The 18057-nt window shown below is 56.2% G+C and carries 18 protein-coding genes; 17 read left to right on the forward strand and 1 reads right to left on the reverse strand.

Annotated elements, in window-relative coordinates; all coding sequences use genetic code 11:
* The 8 genes from ETC00_RS20490 to spoVG all read left to right on the forward strand — a co-directional run.
* The coding region (locus tag ETC00_RS20490; RefSeq protein WP_216369538.1) for a hypothetical protein at positions 1 to 261 on the forward strand (261 nt) is incomplete at its 5' end.
* Positions 262 to 389: 128 nt separating this feature from the next.
* The gene (gene veg, locus ETC00_RS16340; protein WP_029098036.1) at positions 390 to 662 is read left to right on the forward strand and encodes a biofilm formation stimulator Veg; all 273 of its coding nucleotides are present in this window, start codon (positions 390 to 392) and stop codon (positions 660 to 662) included.
* 171 nt (positions 663 to 833) lie between these two features.
* Positions 834 to 1016: a small, acid-soluble spore protein, alpha/beta type gene (locus ETC00_RS16345; protein ID WP_029098035.1), complete on the forward strand. Its 183-nt coding sequence runs from the start codon at positions 834 to 836 to the stop codon at positions 1014 to 1016.
* Positions 1017 to 1287: 271 nt separating this feature from the next.
* A complete protein-coding gene (locus ETC00_RS16350; RefSeq protein WP_171567195.1) occupies positions 1288 to 2445 on the forward strand; it encodes a YdcF family protein in 1158 nt (385 codons plus the stop codon).
* 88 nt (positions 2446 to 2533) lie between these two features.
* Positions 2534 to 3412: a 4-(cytidine 5'-diphospho)-2-C-methyl-D-erythritol kinase gene (gene ispE / locus ETC00_RS16355; protein ID WP_171567196.1), complete on the forward strand. Its 879-nt coding sequence runs from the start codon at positions 2534 to 2536 to the stop codon at positions 3410 to 3412.
* 58 nt (positions 3413 to 3470) lie between these two features.
* A complete protein-coding gene (gene purR / locus ETC00_RS16360; RefSeq protein ID WP_171567197.1) occupies positions 3471 to 4301 on the forward strand; it encodes a pur operon repressor in 831 nt (276 codons plus the stop codon).
* A gap of 7 nt (positions 4302 to 4308) precedes the next feature.
* Entirely contained in the window at positions 4309 to 4692 is a 384-nt protein-coding gene (locus tag ETC00_RS16365) for a RidA family protein (RefSeq protein WP_171567198.1), read from the forward strand.
* 190 nt (positions 4693 to 4882) lie between these two features.
* Entirely contained in the window at positions 4883 to 5170 is a 288-nt protein-coding gene (gene spoVG, locus ETC00_RS16370; RefSeq protein WP_029098031.1) for a septation regulator SpoVG, read from the forward strand.
* 121 nt (positions 5171 to 5291) lie between these two features.
* Here spoVG and ETC00_RS16375 read toward each other — a convergent pair whose 3' ends face one another.
* Positions 5292 to 6308, reverse strand: coding sequence for a CobW family GTP-binding protein (locus ETC00_RS16375; protein ID WP_171567199.1), 1017 nt, complete (start codon positions 6306 to 6308; stop codon positions 5292 to 5294).
* Between the two features lie 267 nt (positions 6309 to 6575).
* Between ETC00_RS16375 and glmU the strand changes: the two genes are divergently transcribed.
* The 9 genes from glmU to ETC00_RS16420 all read left to right on the forward strand — a co-directional run bounded on the left by glmU (position 6576) and on the right by ETC00_RS16420 (position 18049).
* On the forward strand, positions 6576 to 7958 hold the full coding sequence (gene glmU / locus ETC00_RS16380) for a bifunctional UDP-N-acetylglucosamine diphosphorylase/glucosamine-1-phosphate N-acetyltransferase GlmU (RefSeq protein ID WP_171567200.1): 1383 nt from the start codon (positions 6576 to 6578) through the stop codon (positions 7956 to 7958).
* Between the two features lie 24 nt (positions 7959 to 7982).
* Entirely contained in the window at positions 7983 to 8933 is a 951-nt protein-coding gene (locus ETC00_RS16385) for a ribose-phosphate diphosphokinase (protein ID WP_171567201.1), read from the forward strand.
* An 89-nt stretch (positions 8934 to 9022) separates the two neighbouring features.
* The gene (locus tag ETC00_RS16390; protein ID WP_230077608.1) at positions 9023 to 9646 is read left to right on the forward strand and encodes a 50S ribosomal protein L25; all 624 of its coding nucleotides are present in this window, start codon (positions 9023 to 9025) and stop codon (positions 9644 to 9646) included.
* A 105-nt stretch (positions 9647 to 9751) separates the two neighbouring features.
* Positions 9752 to 10318, forward strand: coding sequence for an aminoacyl-tRNA hydrolase (gene pth, locus ETC00_RS16395; RefSeq protein WP_171567203.1), 567 nt, complete (start codon positions 9752 to 9754; stop codon positions 10316 to 10318).
* A gap of 115 nt (positions 10319 to 10433) precedes the next feature.
* Positions 10434 to 10664: an anti-sigma-F factor Fin gene (locus tag ETC00_RS16400; protein WP_171567204.1), complete on the forward strand. Its 231-nt coding sequence runs from the start codon at positions 10434 to 10436 to the stop codon at positions 10662 to 10664.
* A gap of 143 nt (positions 10665 to 10807) precedes the next feature.
* Positions 10808 to 14356: a transcription-repair coupling factor gene (mfd, locus tag ETC00_RS16405; RefSeq protein WP_171567205.1), complete on the forward strand. Its 3549-nt coding sequence runs from the start codon at positions 10808 to 10810 to the stop codon at positions 14354 to 14356.
* A gap of 36 nt (positions 14357 to 14392) precedes the next feature.
* Positions 14393 to 15451: a peptidylprolyl isomerase gene (locus ETC00_RS16410; protein WP_171567206.1), complete on the forward strand. Its 1059-nt coding sequence runs from the start codon at positions 14393 to 14395 to the stop codon at positions 15449 to 15451.
* A gap of 273 nt (positions 15452 to 15724) precedes the next feature.
* Positions 15725 to 16267, forward strand: a complete 543-nt coding sequence (gene spoVT, locus ETC00_RS16415; protein WP_171567207.1) for a stage V sporulation protein T — start codon at positions 15725 to 15727, stop codon at positions 16265 to 16267.
* A gap of 144 nt (positions 16268 to 16411) precedes the next feature.
* Complete coding sequence (locus ETC00_RS16420) at positions 16412 to 18049, forward strand: putative polysaccharide biosynthesis protein (RefSeq protein WP_171567208.1); 1638 nt, start codon at positions 16412 to 16414, stop codon at positions 18047 to 18049.
* Positions 18050 to 18057 lie beyond the last annotated feature (8 nt).

Here is an 18057-nt window from a genome sequence, read left to right on the forward strand (position 1 = left end):
GCCAATTGGCTATGGAAGGCAGGCAAAGGGAGGCACAATGCCTTTCATTTTCGCTTCATTTTCGAATACATACAGGACAAAAACTCCCTCGACTGCAATGGCAACGAGGGAGTTTGTCTGCAATCTGGAACGCCCCTTGGATACAAGGGGCGTTTGGTATTTTTGGGACAGTCTCAACCATTTGGGAAAATGATAATCAGAGGACGAAAGCGGCTAGGAATTTTAGTAGCCGGACGTGGTTTTTTTGGACAAACCATGTGACAAAAATCTGCTGATTTCACGAAAAAAACACCGTTGACAAGAGTTGATGTTGGTTGCTATAATTTTTTATTTCTTTGACAAAATAAGCATAGGCTGTTATAATGGAATCAAGCGAGGTGGATGAGATAATGGCAAGAAACGCGTTACTTGACATTAAACGCAGTTTAGACGAGCACATTGGCGAACGCATCCTGCTGAAAGCCAATGGCGGTCGCCGCAAAACCGTCGAACGGACGGGCATCCTCGAAGAAACATACCCCTCTGTATTCGTAGTAAAGCTTGATGACGACCAATTGTTTGAGCGAGTTTCATACAGCTATGCTGACATCTTGACGGAGACAGTAGAATTGACAGTGTGCCGTGACAACGAGCACATTCGTATTACTTTTGTACAGCAGTAGGGCCCTGGCGGCTCTGCTGTTTTGTTTTTTTCTCCTGCTGTTCCCTGGCTTGGTACTCGATATTATATCCGTTCGGCGCCATCGTTGTGTCGGCTGAATCGAGAGGATGGCCGGGGTTTTTTTGTCCGACCTCGCGCATACTAAGGCTGTCAACGAGAAAGGGAGGATGTTATGGGTCGCAGACGAGGCATCATGTCTGAAGCGTTCAAGATGGAGTTGGCCAAAGAGCTGGGGTTTTACGACACGGTAAAAACTGAAGGCTGGGGCGCCATCACCACGCGCGATGCCGGGAATCTGGTCAAACGCGCGATTCAGATTGCCGAGGAAGCGTTAGCCAAACAGAATGCCAAATAAACTCGTTGACAGGCCGGGGAAACCCGGCTTCTTCCTGCGTTTTTGGTTTCGCGGCAGTTGCTCCGCATTGCCTATTATGATAGAATATTCAGAAAAATACACACGCGTGTCACTAGGCGAACTAGGCATGAGCGAACGGAAGCGGCAAGGGGCGAGTCCCTCTGCTCTGGACGCTCATGCTTTTTTCAGGAGGTGAAAGCGGGCAGCAGACCGGGAACAGGCGAGGGTTACGCACCAAACAGATCGATCAGCGACAGGAGGAATGGGAAGTATGTGGAAAAGCAAGGGAATCGTACGGGGAACAGTGGCCGCTTTTGTCATCTCTACGGCGCTCTATACACCAGTTCCGGCCCAAACGGAGGCGGTATCTCCCGAGCCGCCGCCATCAGCGTCTGCGGAAGCGCCGGCGAGCGTCATCCAAAACGACGAGCCCACATCCGTCCGCATCAATCAGTTGGTCGACACGGCCATGTACTACTACTGGCACGGCGGCGACCTGCAGCAAGCGGAAAAGGAAATCTTCAAGGGCATCACCCTGAAAGGCAAATACGATGTGGTCGAACACGCCTTTCGGGAAGCGACGATCCTCGATCCGTACAATCTGGATCTGAAGTTTTCGCTGGCGTCGACGCAGGTCATCCAGAAAAAGCTGCCCGAAGCCCTGCAGACGTACCGGCAGATCCTGCGCCTGGACCCTGACAATTTCAACGCCACCCTGCTGTTCGCCGTCTACTCCAAGGCGAACGGAGACGAGCGGGCGTTTCAGGAGGCCGTGTCCAGGCTGCGGACGATCGATCCGCAAAGGACGGCCGCCTATCTGGAAAAGCTGCGGGCGACAGACGAGATCCTGGCCGGCAGGCTCAACACCGCGGTTCCGGCCGGGCTGCCGCAAACCCGGCACGCGATCGTGATCCTGGGCTACGCGCTGGCGGACGACGGTTCGATGCGCCAGCCGCTCGTGGACCGGCTGAAAACGGGCCTGGCGGTCGCCAGACAATACCCGCAGGCCAACATCATCGTTACCGGCGGAGTGCCAAAGCAGGGCGTCACCGAAGCGGACGCGATGAGCCGATGGCTGGTCTCCCAAGGGATTGACCAGGACCGCATCCTCCTGGAGAACAAGTCGACGGACACGGTGGAAAACGCCCTGTTTACGATGGCGATCCTGGAGCGGGAAGGGATCCGCGACGTCACGCTGGTGACTAGCGCGAGCCATATGAGACGGGCATTGACCGTCTTTCGCGAAGCCGGCGAATTGTACGCGAAGATGAACGGCAGCAGCGGGAGCGTCAGATTTAGCCATGTGGCCAGCCTGGATTACCCGACGATCGAGGAGGCGCAGCAGGTGACGAAAGACGAGCGACTGGTCACCTACCGTGACCTGTTGAGAGCTTCGGGCATCTGGGCGTATCCCGGAAAACAGCGATAGGCTTTTCTTCCGTCCAACTGGCACGGCAGAGAACCCCTGTGCTACAATAAGAGACTAGAAAATCTGAACGTAGGCAGAGGTGAACAACATGCGTATCTCGGTCAAAGCGCCCGCCAAAATCAACCTGACTCTCGACGTGCTGGCCAAACGGCCGGACGGTTATCACGAAGTGGAAATGGTGATGACCACAGTGGACTTGGCGGATCGCGTAGACCTGACCTTGCGCCAGGACGGCGCCATTACGCTGGACTGCTCTGCCAGTTTTGTACCGGACGACATACGCAACCACGCCTACAAGGCGGCGGTGCTGCTGCGTGAACGCTATCAGATACGTCAGGGCGTACATGTGCATATTGACAAACAGATTCCGGTAGCCGCCGGACTGGCCGGAGGAAGCAGTGACGCGGCAGCCGCCCTGCGCGGCCTAAACAAGCTTTGGAATCTCGGGCTGAGTCTGGACGAGCTGGCCGCCATCGGGGCGGAAATCGGGTCCGATGTGCCGTTTTGCGTCTACGGCGGCACGGCACTCGCCAGGGGGAGAGGCGAGCAGATCACCCATTTGCCGGCTCCCGCTCCTTGCTGGGTCATATTGGCGAAACCGCCGATCGGGGTCTCCACGGCTGACGTGTACGGCCGATTGCGCGTTCAGGAGATCGCCCGCCATCCTTCCACAGAGCAAATGATCAGGTCGATTCGCGAACAGGATTTTTCACTGATGTGCCGCTCCATGGGTAACGTGCTGGAAGAGGTGACGTTGGACATGCACCCGCAGGTCCGGCAGATCAAGGAGCTGATGGAACAGTCGGGAGCGGACGGGGTGCTGATGTCGGGGAGCGGACCGACCGTGTTCGCCCTCGTGCAAAAGGAAGCGAAGGTCCACCGTATCTACAACGCGCTGCGCGGATTTGTCAAAGACGTGTTCGTGGCCCGCATGCTGGGGATGCCTGATGGGGAAATGCTTGCATGATCCCGTATGGAAATGATAAATTAGCACCATAATATTCGGTTTTTTTGGAGGAAGAATCATGAAGAAAATGCGCAGAAGTGCGCGTCTGGTCGACATGACGCAGCACTTGCTCGCCCATCCCCACACGCTGATTCCACTCACCATGTTTGCCGAACAGTACGGAGCGGCAAAGTCGTCCATCAGCGAAGACTTGTCCATTATCAAGGAAGCGTTTGAGAGCCAGGGTGTGGGTGCGCTGCGAACGGTAGCGGGAGCGGCTGGCGGCGTGAAGTACATTCCTCAGATGAAGACGGAACAGGCCCTTCACTTCATGCGCGAACTGATCGGCCATTTGGAAAATCCCGACCGCCTGCTGCCGGGCGGCTACCTGTACATGTCTGACATCCTCGGCCATCCGGCCACCATGGCCCGGATCGGCAAGCTGTTTGCCACCGCCTTTGCCGAAAAGAACGTGGAAGTGGTCATGACGGTGGAAACCAAGGGGATTCCGCTCGCCTACGCAACGGCCGCCTATCTGAACGTGCCAGTTGTGATCGTTCGGCGCGACAACAAGGTGACGGAAGGATCCGTGGTCAGCATCAATTACGTGTCCGGCTCGAGCAAGCGCATTCAGACGATGTCGCTTGCCCGCCGCGCGCTGGCCGAACAGTCCCGTGTCCTGATCGTCGACGATTTCATGAAGGCCGGCGGCACGATTCGCGGCATGATCGATCTCCTGCAGGAGTTCCGCGCCACTGTGGTGGGCTGCGGCGTGTTGGTGGAGACGGCTGACGTCACGGATCGTCTCGTGGACGAGTACGTTTCGCTGGCCAAGCTGCGCGATGTGGATGTGAAGGGCAAGCAAATCGAGATCGAGCTGGGCAGTTATTTTCACAACAGAGAGGAGTAATGAACAGATGGCGATTTCATTTGTTTCGACGGACAAGGCGCCGGCGGCAATCGGTCCGTACAGCCAGGCGGTCAAGGCAGGCCCGTTTCTGTATGCATCCGGTCAAATCCCGCTGCGCCCGGACGGCACCCTGGTCGAAGGGGATATCGTGGACCAGGCGCACCAGGTGTTTGCCAACATCAAGGCGATCCTGGCCGAAGCCGGGCTGTCGCTCGCTGATGTGGTGAAAGCGACTGTGTTTATCAAGGACATGAACGATTTTGGCCGGCTGAATGACGTGTACGCCGAATACTTTGGCGATCACAAACCGGCCCGTTCTACGGTGGAAGTGGCTCGTCTGCCGCGCGACGTCAAGGTGGAAATCGAAGTCATTGCGTACGCAGGAGAATAATGGAGAATCGTGTAGAATAATCAAAAAGTCCGACACCAGGCCGTGTCGGACTTGTTTTTTGCGCATTTGTCCCGCAGGGGAGAGAAAAATTATCGTTTTTTTTTTCAAAAATTCGGTAACCTAGCAGGAATATTTACCCAGAGCGTGGAAATAATCCTAAACGCTTTGATAGATAAAGGGAGTGAACTTAATGGAAGTAACAGACGTAAGACTTCGCCGAGTGAATACGGATGGTAGAATGAAAGCCATTGCGTCCATTACGATTGACCATGAATTCGTGGTTCATGATATCCGTGTCATTGACGGGAACAATGGCATGTTTGTTGCGATGCCCAGCAAACGCACCCCGGATGGGGAGTTCCGCGACATCGCACATCCGATCTCCTCTGCCACGCGCGAAAAGATTCAGGCTGCTGTGCTGGCTGAATACGAGCGCGTCGGTCAGGAAGAAGAGAACACCATCGAAGCAGGCGCTTGATTCAAGTCCAGCAAAAAGCACCCGGTCTCGACGACTGGGTGCTTTGTTCTTGCCGAAGCAGCCGGACGAAAAGCCAGGCGAGGCTGTTCCACCGGTCCCGGTCCTGTTGCCGTTTTCGCCGCTAATAGCAGGCCTCCAGATCGGCTATGATTTTTTCCCTGTCCAATCCTTCGCCGATAAAGACGGCTACCATCTTCGGACCGAAGTTTTCGAACGGAAACAGGTGCACCTGGTTTTCGGTGTGCTGAAATGAAATCAGTTCCTCCCTTCCTTTAAACAGCACGTACCCTTTGGCGCGGTAGACGTTTTTCGGCAGATCCCAGAGAAAATCCTCAAACTTGTCTGCGTCTACCGGTCCAGTAAAATGGTAGGAAAAGGTTTCGATGCTGTTGTACAGCGACGGCTGACCGGCTGAGAAGCCGAGCGATCGTTTTACTTTATCCAGGGTGGACATTCGTCCTATGCTTTTTTGCACAGGAGTGCCGGCCTTGTCACGGGCCTGTATGGCTGCACTGCGTTCGGCGGCGCGTTTGATGTTCAACAGTTCCCGCAGGTCCATGTCGCTCTGGATCGTCTGGTGGATCGGAGCGTGCGGATTCAGCTCCAGCAGCTTGGCCTTTACTTTTTCCAACACATCCGGGGTGACCAGATCGATTTTATTTAATAGAAGCAAATCGGCGTACTTCACCTGGTTGCGGATCGTCTTGACCAGCGTGCTGCTCGACTGAAAACGGGAGATAAGGCTGCGGAAGCGGGACGCGTCCACGACGCTGATGATTCCCTTGAGCTCCAATCTGTCGTACAGCTCCGGATGTGTCAGTGCGTCCACTACATCGACCGGATCGGCCACGCCGGTGGTTTCGATCAGGATGTGGTCAGGCTCAAAGGAAGCGAGAATGTCCTTCAGACCTTCCGTCAGCTCCCCGCGAATGGAGCAGCAGATGCAGCCGTCCAGAAGCTTTTTTACCGGAAAGCCAAAACCCTGAATCTGCTCGCCGTCGATGTCTTCATCGCCCATTTCATTCATCAGGACCACGACCCGACCATCCTGGCTTTGCAGATAGGCCAGCAGTTTTTGTAACAGCGTCGTCTTACCGCTGCCCAGATACCCGGTCAACATGTATACGCCAGCGCTCAACGCCACCATCCCCCTTGCCTTGTCATGTAACGGTCAGAACACGGAGGGCGGAGTTGGGAAAAATGTCAAAAATGTTACATTTATATTTTCGCAAGAGACTGACAATTCCCTTGAAGACCCGCTCTCGGTTCACTTCCCATCATAATCCAGGTGGGAAACAGGCGTCAAACGACTAAAAATCGCCATGGGAAACCAGTGCCTACCGTCTTGAAATCACCATTTGATTAAGATATAGTCATTGTGGAACTTATACGTTGGAGGGTTGACATGTCTAAGATCCATGCCGTGGTACTGGCTGCCGGTCAGGGAACGCGGATGAAATCGAAGCTGTACAAAGTTCTTCACCCCGTCTGCGGCAAGCCCATGGTCCAGCATGTGGTGGACACGCTGGCTTCCATGCGGGTGGAGGATGTCATCGTCGTCGTAGGTCATGGTGCTGACGCTGTTCGTTCCAGATTGGGCGACCGCGTCACGTACGCTTTGCAGAAGGAACAGTTGGGTACGGCTCATGCCGTACAGCAGGCGGTACCGTTTTTGCAGGCGAAAGAAGGAACTACGTTTATTTTGTACGGAGATGTACCCCTCCTGTCCGAGGAGACGCTCACTGCTCTCTTGCGCTATCACGAAGAGCAGCAGGCAGCTGCAACTGTACTGACTGCTGTCGTCCCGGACCCGACCGGTTACGGACGCATCGTGCGCAGTGAAACAGGTGAGGTGCAGGCGATCGTCGAGCACAAGGACGCAACTCCAGAGGAACGGGTGATCAGAGAAATCAACACAGGCATATACTGTTTTGACAATCAAAAATTATTGAAAGCCTTGGCACAAGTGAAAAATGACAACGCTCAAGGTGAATACTATGTGACGGATTGTATCGGCATTCTGCGGGAAGCAGGAGAAAAGGTGGCCGCGTTTGAAGCGGTTGACCCGGATGAAACGATGGGCGTCAACGACCGCTCGCAGCTGGCCGAAGCCGAAGCATACATGCGCAAACGCATCGCCGTGCGCCATATGAAAAACGGCGTGACCATTGTCGACCCCGCATCCACGTACATCGAAGCGGACGTGGTGATCGGTGCGGATACGGTGATTCAGCCCGGAACGTATTTGCGCGCAGGGACAACCATCGGCGCCGATTGCGTGATTGGTCCGCAGGCGGATTTGAGCAATGTGCAGGTGGCAGACCGTGTCACCATCTCCTACTCCGTCATGGTCGACGCTCGTGTGGAAGCAGACTCCACGGTCGGACCGTTTGCTTATGTGCGGCCGGGAACGGAAATTGGCCCGAGTGTCAAAATCGGCGACTTTGTCGAACTGAAAAATGCGAAAATCGGCAAAGGCACCAAGGTACCGCACCTCAGCTACGTAGGCGACGCCGAGATTGGCGAGGGTGTCAACATCGGCTGCGGTACGATTACGGTCAACTATGACGGCGCCGTCAAACACAAAACAGTCGTAATGGACGGCTCCTTTATCGGCTGCAACACCAATCTTGTTGCGCCGGTTACTGTGGGACAACAAGCGTATGTAGCAGCGGGTTCCACCATTACACAGGACGTGCCGGACGAAGCGCTGGCCATTGCTCGAGAGCGTCAGATAAACAAGCCGGGTTATGCTAACAAACTGCCACGCAAAGGCAAGAAGGATTAACAACGGGGGGTTTTTTTAACTATCATGGCTAACTACCGCGATCCCAAACTGAAAGTCTTTACGTGCAACGCAAATCGCCAACTGGCAAAAGAGATTGCGGAGCACATCGGTGTACCGCTGGGCAATGCGGAAGCAGTCCGCTTCAGCGACGGCGAGTGTCAAATCAAATTGAACGAAAGCGTTCGCGGTTGTGACGTGTTTGTGATTCAGCCAACATGTGCTCCCGTTAACGAACACCTGATGGAACTGCTTGTGATGGTCGATGCGCTGAAACGCGCCTCTGCCAAGAGCATCAACGTCGTGATTCCGTATTACGGGTACGCCCGTCAGGACCGGAAAGCCCGCGCGCGCGATCCGATTACGGCCAAACTGGTCGCCAATCTGATCGAGACCGCAGGGGCGCACCGCGTCATCACGATGGACCTGCACGCGACGCAAATCCAGGGCTTTTTCGACATCCCGGTCGACCACCTGTTGGGCGTACCGATTCTGGGGAAATACTTTGCCGAAAAAGGCCTGCAGGACATCGTCGTCGTCTCGCCTGACCACGGTGGCGTAACCCGTGCCCGCAGGCTGGCGGAGCGCCTGGAAGCGCCGATTGCGATCATCGACAAGCGCCGTCCGGAGCCAAATGTTGCAGAAGTGATGAACATCGTCGGGAACATCGAGGGTAAGACAGCAATCATCATTGACGACATCATCGATACGGCTGGCACGATTACGCTGGCGGCCAACGCGCTGGTGGAAGCAGGTGCGCGTGACGTGTACGCGTGCTGCACGCATCCGGTGCTGTCCGGCCCGGCCATCCAGCGAATCAACGATTCCAAGATTAGCGAATTGGTAGTGACCAACACCATCCCGTTGAGCCAGGATCGGATGATCGACAAGATCAAGGTGCTGTCTGTGGCACCGATTATCGGGGAAGCGATCATCCGCGTTCACGAAGAGCTGTCTGTCAGCAAGCTGTTTGATTAGTACAACCCGGTCAGACGATTGAAATACGCCTCCGCTGGACAAGCTAGGGAGAAGGAAGAATCTGCTAGATGTCCAGAGGAGGTTTTTTTGTGGAAACGATCAAGGCGATCATCCGCCGCAAGGGAGAACAGCCGACGAACAACGAACTGCGACGCCAGGGCTGGGTCCCGGCTGTCGTCTACGGAAGCGACGTCCAGAACCTGGCGATCCAGGTGAATGGACGGGAACTGGATCAGGCCCTGCGCCATCAGTCCACCAACAAGCCATTCAAGCTGGTGGTCAACGGCAACGAACACCCCGTGATGGTCTACGAACTGCAGCGTCATCCCGTGAAGGGCAACATTCTTCATGCTGACTTCAAAAAAATCAATATGAATGAAAAAGTGCACACCAGCGTCCCGGTGCTGCTGGAGGGTGACCCGGAACTGGGGGTGGCCACCTTGGTCCGCCACAGCGTGGAAATCTCCTGCCTGCCCGGCAGCATTCCCGAAGCGTTTACCGTGAATGTCGACGGCCTCAACATCGGCGACGTGGTGCTGGCCAAAGATCTGGAGATTCCGCCCGACGTCGATCTCGGGATTGACGAGATGGAAGTGGTCGTAAGCATCCTGCCGGTGAAGGCCAAGTCGGACGAAGCAGTGGAGGCGGAACAGTCGGCCGAGGCTGTGGCCGAAGAGGCCGGATCGCCGCCAGAGAAAGCCAAAACCACATAGAGTGGCTCCTGCCCCGGATGTTCGGGGCTTTTTTATGTAGGTGTCACCGCCTTGGCGGAGCTTGGTTTTCTATGTACAATGAGGGGAGGTTAGGAGGGAACAACCGTGAAAGTGATCATTGGGCTGGGCAACCCCGGCAAAAAATATGAAGATACAAGACATAATGCAGGGTTTATGGCCATAGATAAAATTAGCGATAAGTGGAACATTCCCGTACAACAGCACAAGTTTCGCGCCATTGTTGGCGAGGGCCGGATCGAAGGGGAAAAGGTGCTGCTGGTCAAACCGCAGACTTACATGAATCTGTCCGGGGAGTCCGTTATCGAGGTGCTGTCGTTTTACAAGCTGACGCCGGATGATATTGTGGTAATTTACGACGATTTGGATCTGCCTTGCGGCCAGCTTCGCCTGCGGTTAAAGGGCAGCGCTGGCGGACACAACGGCATCAAATCGCTGATCCAGCACATGGGTACCCAGGAGTTCAAGCGAATCAAGGTGGGCATCGGTCGCCCCGAACCGGGAAGGAGTGTAAGCGATTACGTTTTGCAGACTTTTTCTGCCGCCGAGCGCCCGGTGATCAACGCTGCCGTGGAGCAGGCGGCTGAGGCTGCCGCGATGTGGACGAGAGAACCGTTTGAGCTCGTGATGAACCGCTACAACAGTCGGAAGTAACACGGTTAAGCGTCTGAACGTCAAAAAACCGCTCACGCCATGCGGCTTGATCAAGTATGTTTTTCCACCCCCTCGACCATACTAAGCGGTAGATTCGCCTGGGGGTGTATTGCGAGTGAGCATTCGCTATGTCTGCCGCTGCTGCGGCATCAGGATTGCGGAATTTGACGATGCGCGTGTGACGGAAGCACAGTTGGGGTTGGATTCCTTGACCCCGGAAGAACGTGCTCTTATAATAACCAAAGAACCTGAGGGGGACACGGTTGTCAGCATCACGTGCGCCTACTGTCGTGAGGCGCTGGATCTGCATCCGGAGCTTTCCCTGATCGGTAATCCGCTCCAATAACACTCCTACAGCTGCATCCTCTTATAAATAATATATGGAGGAAGCGAAATGCTTTCGGTGGAAGGCTTGCAAGGACAAGGCCTTGGCTTCTTGAGCTAAGGCTTCTTTTCGCATGACAGAAAATCCAGAGAGGGGACTAATGAATGCAAGTCATCATTAACCCGATAAAACGGGACGCCAACATCGGGACAATTGTCGCCGGCCTGGAAAAGGGGCTGCACGAACAGCTCGTCTCCGGTCTGGCCGGTTCCGCCCGGCAAGCGCTGATGGTGGCGCTCAAACAGATGGCGGGCCGTCCGATGTGCGTCATCACCCATAACATGTTTCAAGCGCAAAAAGTGTACGAGGATCTGATCGAACTCCTCCCCGCCGACGAGGTGCTGCTCTTTCCCGGAAACGAATTGATAGGCTCCGAACTGGCGATCGCCAGTCCCGAGATGCTGGCGCAGCGCGTACACGTGTTCAACCGTTTAGCCCGAGGCTTTACGGGTATTTTGGTTGCGCCGTTCGCCGGCGTACGCCGTCTGGTCGTGCCGCCTCACATCTGGCGGGACGCGCAGATCGAACTGCGGGTCGGCGAAGAACTGGACATTGACGCGTTTTTGCTCCGCTGTGTGGAGTTGGGGTACGAGCGCGTCGACATGGTGGAGCGAAAAGGTGAATTCAGCGTGCGCGGCGGGATCATTGACCTGTACCCGATCGACTCGGAATGGCCGGTGCGGATCGAGCTGTTTGATGTGGAAATCGACTCGATCCGCACATTTGACATGGGAACGCAGCGCTCGCTTACGTCCGTCCAGTCGTTTACAATCGGGCCGGCCAAGGAGGTCTTTGCCACGACCGCACTCTTGCAGGAGGCAGCTGTCCGGCTGGAGCAAAAGCTGGGCGAAACCGTATCCAAACTGACGGACGGGGCGGCCAAGGAAAAAGTGGTGCAAAAAATCGGCGCCGACGTGGAACGGATGATGCAGGGACAGCGGTTTTCCCATCTCTATTCCTACATCTCGGTCCTTTACCCGACGAACGATACGCTGCTTTCCTATATGCCGGCTGACACGGTGCTGATCGTGGACGAACCGTCCCGCGTGCTGGATACGGCGGCGCAGCTTCAAAAAGAGGAGGCGGAGTGGCTGACCGGCCGGATCGCCGAAGGGGAGTACATGGCCAATTTGAGCTTGTCCCGCTCCTACGAGGAGACCGTGGGCGCGAAAAAGCGGCAGATCGTCTACCTGTCTTTGTTTTTGCGCCAATCGCCCAAAACGCAGCCGCAAAACATCGTCAATCTCACCTGCCGGACGATGCAAAACTTCCACGGCCAGATGAACGTGCTGAAGACGGAGCTGGCCCGTTGGAAAAAATCGCAGGACCAGATCGTTTTCGTTGCCGCCGATCTGGAGCGGGCCAAGCGTCTGGAACGGGTGCTGCATGACTACGAGATGGAAGCCGACCTGCTGACCGAGTCGGTGGAATCGGTTCCACCCGGTCGTCCGACCATTATTATCGGCAACCTGCAAACCGGGTTTGAACTGCCGTTGAACAAGCTCGTCGTCATCACCGAGGGGGAAGTCTTTACCCCCAAACAGCGCAAGGCGCGCAAAGTCCAACAGACGATGACCAACGCCGAGCGGATCAAAAACTACCTGGAGCTGAAACCGGGCGACTACGTCGTGCACGTCAACCACGGGATCGGCAAATACCTGGGGATCGAAACCAAAGAAATTCTCGGAATTCATAAAGATTACTTGCATATTCAGTACGCCGGCGGAGACAGCCTGTTTGTGCCGATCGACCAGATTGACCACGTGCAGAAATACGTGGGCAGCGAAGAGTCGGAGCCGAAAATCTACAGCCTCGGGGGCAGCGAGTGGAAGCGCGTCAAGAACAAGGTGAAGTCCTCCGTCAAAGACATTGCGGAAGACCTGATCAAGCTCTACGCGGCCCGGGAAGCGGCTGTGGGCCACGCCTTCTCGCCTGACACGGCGGAACAGCGGGAGTTTGAGGCGATGTTTCCCTACCAGGAGACGCCCGACCAGCTCCGGGCGATCGCTGAAGTCAAGCAGGACATGGAAAAGCGTCGGCCGATGGACCGTCTCGTCTGCGGCGACGTGGGTTACGGCAAGACAGAGGTGGCCATCCGGGCGGCCTTCAAGGCGGTCATGGACGGCAAGCAGGTGGCGGTGCTTGTGCCCACCACCATTTTGGCGCAGCAGCATTACGAGACCTTCCGCGAGCGTTTTGCCGACTACCCGATCCGTGTCGAAGTGCTCAGCCGGTTCCGCTCGCGCAAAGAGCAGAACGCCGCGCTGAAAGGGCTGAAGGAAGGCACGGTGGACGTCGTCATCGGGACGCACCGACTGCTGTCCAAAGACGTCCAGTTTCGCGACCTGGGACTATTGATCGTCGATGAAGAACAGCGTTTTGGTGTCACCCACAAGGAAAAACTGAAACAGATGAAGACCAACGTGGATGTGCTGACCCTGACCGCGACGCCGATTCCACGGACACTGCACATGTCGATGATCGGCGTGCGCGACCTGTCCGTAATCGAGACGCCGCCGGAAAACCGCTTCCCGGTGCAAACCTATGTCATGGAGTACGGCCCGGCGCTGGTGCGGGAGGCGATCGAACGGGAACTGGCCCGTGGTGGTCAGGTCTTTTTCCTCTACAACCAGGTGCAGGGGATCGAGCAGATGGCGGAGCAAATCGCTGCGCTCGTGCCGGACGCCCGCGTCGCCGTGGCGCACGGCCAGATGAACGAGAGCGAGCTGGAAGGCATCATCCTGGACTTTTTGGAAGGCAATTACGATGTGCTGGTCAGCACGACGATCATTGAAACGGGCGTGGACATCCCCAACGTGAACACGCTGATCATCTACAATGCGGACAAAATGGGCTTGTCCCAACTGTACCAGCTCCGTGGACGGGTTGGCCGGTCCAACCGGATTGCCTATGCCTACTTTACCTACCAGCGGGACAAAGTGCTGACCGAAGTGGCGGAGAAGCGGCTGCAGGCGATCAAGGAGTTTACCGAGCTCGGCTCTGGCTTTAAGATCGCGATGCGCGACCTCTCCATCCGCGGCGCCGGGAATCTGCTGGGCGCCGAGCAGCATGGATTCATCAACTCGGTCGGGTTTGACCTGTACAGCCAGATGCTGAAAGAGGCGATTGACGAGCTGAAAGGGGAAGTGAAGCAGGAGAGCGTCTCCCCGGTGGAGATCAACCTGCAGCTGGACGCCTACATCCCGTCGCTCTACATCACCGACAGCCGGCAGAAAATCGAGATGTACAAAAAATTTGTGGCCGTCTCCTCCCTGGAGGACGTGGACGACCTGGCCGAGGAACTGCTGGACCGCTTCGGCCCCGTGCCGAAACCGGTGGAGAACCTGCTCACGATCTCACGCCTGCGGGTGTACGCGCTCAAGCACCACATCACCGAGATCAGCCAGAAAAATCCGGACGAGATCAAACTGTATCTGCATCCCAGCCAGAACAACAACATCGACGGCGGCGCGTTGTTCGCACTGGCCAGCAATTGGAACAGGCGATTGGGGCTCTCGGGTGGACAACAGATCGTCATTACTGTTAAAGTAAAAGGGTTACGGGAAGATGAAGGCGTGCAGCTTGTCGAAAAGCTGCTGCGTCAATTTCACTTGGTGCGCAAGGACACCAGTACGGAAAGCACCGTCTCCTGAGGGAGAACGGGCTTTTCGGGAAGGGAGAGCCATTCCATGAAACGATCTGTAGCCATTTTGTCTTCCGCCGTCCTGGTCGTGGCACTGCTGACCGGATGCGGAGGAGACAACAACACAGATGCTTCCAACCAGACCAACCAGAACCAAGCAGCAGGTGACCAGGCAAACGATCCGCTGGCGCAGTTTCCCAAGCTGAACCTGCCGTTCAAAGTGGATCAAAATGCCGCTGTCGTCGAGTACCAGGGAGGCACGCTCAGCGGGAAGGAATTTGAGACGTTCCTGCGAGTGATTAACTTCCTCAATCCGATGCAGGGGCAAATGATCGAAGTGGCGGATCAGGAGATGTTAAAAACGTTCGCCCGTGAATTCACGGCGACGAAAATCCTGGCCGCCAAAGCCGACGCTGCGATCGAGAAAGAGTCCAGGGAGACGGCTGAGAAGAGCTTCGACAAGATCAAAGAGCAGTATCTCAGCCTCCTGGGCAACGACAATGCCAAGTTTGACAAGCTGATGGAGAATCAGGGCGTCACCAAGAATCTCGTGATCGATCAGATGACGCTCATCAACAACTCGATCAACGTGCTGAAAAAGAACATTGATGACGCGGCGTTGAAAAAGATGTACGACGGCATGAGCAAGGAATCGCTGACCGTCGCCTCTGTCCGCCACATCCTGATCTCCACCGAAAATCGGAAACCGGAAGAAGCGCTCAAACTGGCCAACGATCTGGCGGCCCGCCTGAAAAAAGGGGAGGATTTCGCCAAACTGGCCAAAGAGCACAGCGACGACCCGGGCAGCAAGGACACGGGCGGTCTGTACGAAGACGCCGACGTGAGCCAATGGGTGCCGGAGTTCAAGGACGCGGCCCTGAAACTGCCAATCGGGCAAATCAGTGATCCGGTAAAAACTGATTACGGCTACCATGTAATGAAGGTGGAAAGCCGGAAACAAAAGAGCTTTGACGAGATGAAGGAACAGCTTCGCGCGCAGGCGTTGGAGCAGGAGTACGACAAATTCGGCAATACCGAGCTGGACAAGCTGATTACCAAGTACAACCTTCCGGAAGTGAAACAGCCTGCGGAACAGGCCAAATAGGACGGGTCTTTTGAGTGCAGGCCTTTTGGCCTGGAAATGCAACGTCTTCAGTCTGACAGGGAACTCAGGTTCCCTGTTTTTTCGTTTTCTCGCATATTCTTGAAGCTCCGGCGAATACTATAGTCACTCGCTACCGCCCGGGGGAGAGTAACAAAATCAAACTGGAAAATGTTGCAGTCGTCACTCGTCGTTAAAATGAGAATCTGAGGAAAAAATACAGGTAACCACCAACTCTTTCACAACCCACTTCTCACGAAAGCGAGGCAACATGACATGAAAGCAACTGGTATTGTTCGTCGCATCGACGACCTCGGCCGGGTCGTGATACCAAAGGAGATTCGTCGCACCCTGCGCATTCGCGAAGGCGATCCGCTGGAGATCTTCGTGGACCGCGACGGGGAGGTTATCCTGAAGAAGTATTCGCCCATCGGAGAACTGGGTGATTTCGCCAAGGAATACGCTGACTCGCTGTACGAAAGCCTGAACCATATCATCCTGATTTCCGACCGCGACAGCGTCATCGCCGTGTCCGGCGCATCCAAGAAGGAGTACCTGGAGAAGCCGATCGGCAGCATCGTGGAAAAATGCCTGGAAGAGCGGAAGACGCGCGTCGAAAAGAATTCGGGCACGTATGAAATTTGCCGCGACCTGCAAGAAACGTACGGGTCCTTTGTGATCGCGCCGATCGTGGCCGGCGGCGACCCGATTGGTGCGGTGATTCTCCTCACGAAAAACGAGGGGACCAAGATGGGCGATCTGGAAATGAAAATGGCAGAGACAGCGGCCGGTTTCCTGGCCAAGCAGATGGAGCAGTAACACGTCAAACAGCCTCGTGCGGCGGGGCTGTTTTTTTTTTTACGTCCGGAGGTGGAGGACGCGTCAATCCCCCGCTTTTCTTCCCGTTGATCGGTTGTGATATAATGGACGCAGTTTGTGTTTTGAGAGGAGAACATCACGCGCATGGCTCAGGAAAAGGCATCCGTCCAATTTGTAAAAGGAGCGGCCATATTGGGGGCAGCCGGGCTGGTCTCCAAACTGCTGGGTGCAGTGTACCGCATCCCGTACCAAAATATTGCCGGCGACATCGGCTTGTACGTCTACATGCAGGTGTATCCGCTGTATACCACGCTGTTGATCCTGGCGACGGCCGGGTTTCCCATCGCCATCTCCAAGATTGTCTCCGAACGCATCGCGGTCGGGGATGTGCTTGGCGCGCGCAAGGCGTTTCGCGTTGCCAGCGTCACACTTGTGGTGCTGGGGTTCTTTTTCTTTGCGCTGCTGTACGGCGGAGCACCGCTGATCGCCAGCTTCATGGGGGATGAACACCTGGTCACCCCACTACGGGCGGTCGCCTGGTCGCTGCCGATCGTGCCGATGGCAGCCATTTTGCGAGGGTACTTTCAAGGACATCAAAACATGATGCCGACCGGGGTATCGCAGGTGATTGAACAGCTGATCCGGGTTGTTTTCATTCTGTTGGCCGCTTTCTGGGCCATGAGCGTCTACCAGGACGCCTATTTGGCAGGAACGGGCGCAGTTTTCGCCGCATTTCCCGGGGCGGTGGCGGCGGTGCTTGTCCTGTTGTGGTACTGGAAAAGGGACAAGCAGTCCGGACCGATCGGGGAGGGCGTGACCCAATCGGCCGACGTGGCTGTCTGGGGCAACCGGCAGGTGCTGAAAAGCCTGTTGTTTTACGCCCTGCCAATCTGCATGGGGGCGCTGGTGCTGCCCCTGATCCCGCTGGTGGACTCGCTGACCGTCGTCAACATGCTGCAGTGGAGCGGCATGGAGGAAGAATTGGCGAAAGTGGCAAAGGGCGCCTATGACCGGGGGCAGCCGTTGATTCAGTTTGGCACGTTTTTCGCCACTTCCCTCTCGCTGGCGCTGGTTCCGGCGATCAGCGAGGCGGCGGCACAGCGGCAGTACCGGCTGATTGCCGGCCGTTCGGAAGTGGCGATCCGGCTCACCTTTTTGCTGGGACTGCCGGCTTCGGTCGGACTGGCGCTGCTGGCAGAGCCGGTCAACATCATGCTCTACGGCGACGACAAAGGGACGGAAGCGCTGGCCATCCAGGCCTTTACCATCCTGTTTGCCACGCTGAGCATCGCCAGTGCCGGCATCCTGCAGGGAATGGGACGGGTGATGCGCCCGGCCCGCAACCTGCTGATCGGAGTCGTCTTCAAACTGGTGCTGAACCTGGCGCTGGTGCCGTTCTGGGGCATTGCCGGGGCGGCGTTTGCCACTGTGATGGCGTATCTGGTCGCCATGGGGCTCAACGTGTTGGGAGTCGTCAAGTACACCAAGGCGCGCATCGGTTTGCGGCAGATTGCCAAGAAGCCGTTTTTGTCGGTGCTGATCATGTCCGTCGTCGTGCTTGTGGTGGAATGGGGATGCATGATGCTGGCGCCCGGCGCGCTTTCGTCCAGCCGGCTTGCCTACACGCTTACGGCCCTGTTAGCGGTCGGGTGTGGCGCAGTGGTCTATTTGCTGGCGCTGTTGAAAACGGGCGGATTGACGCGGGACGATCTCCGCTTCCTGCCGAAGGGGGCACGGATCGTTGCGCTGCTGGAACGGATTGGTCTGCTGCGCGGACAATGAGTTGAGAA

Origin of the sequence: Brevibacillus sp. MCWH, from assembly GCF_013096935.1 — a bacterium.
GTDB lineage: Bacteria > Bacillota > Bacilli > Brevibacillales > Brevibacillaceae > Brevibacillus > Brevibacillus aydinogluensis.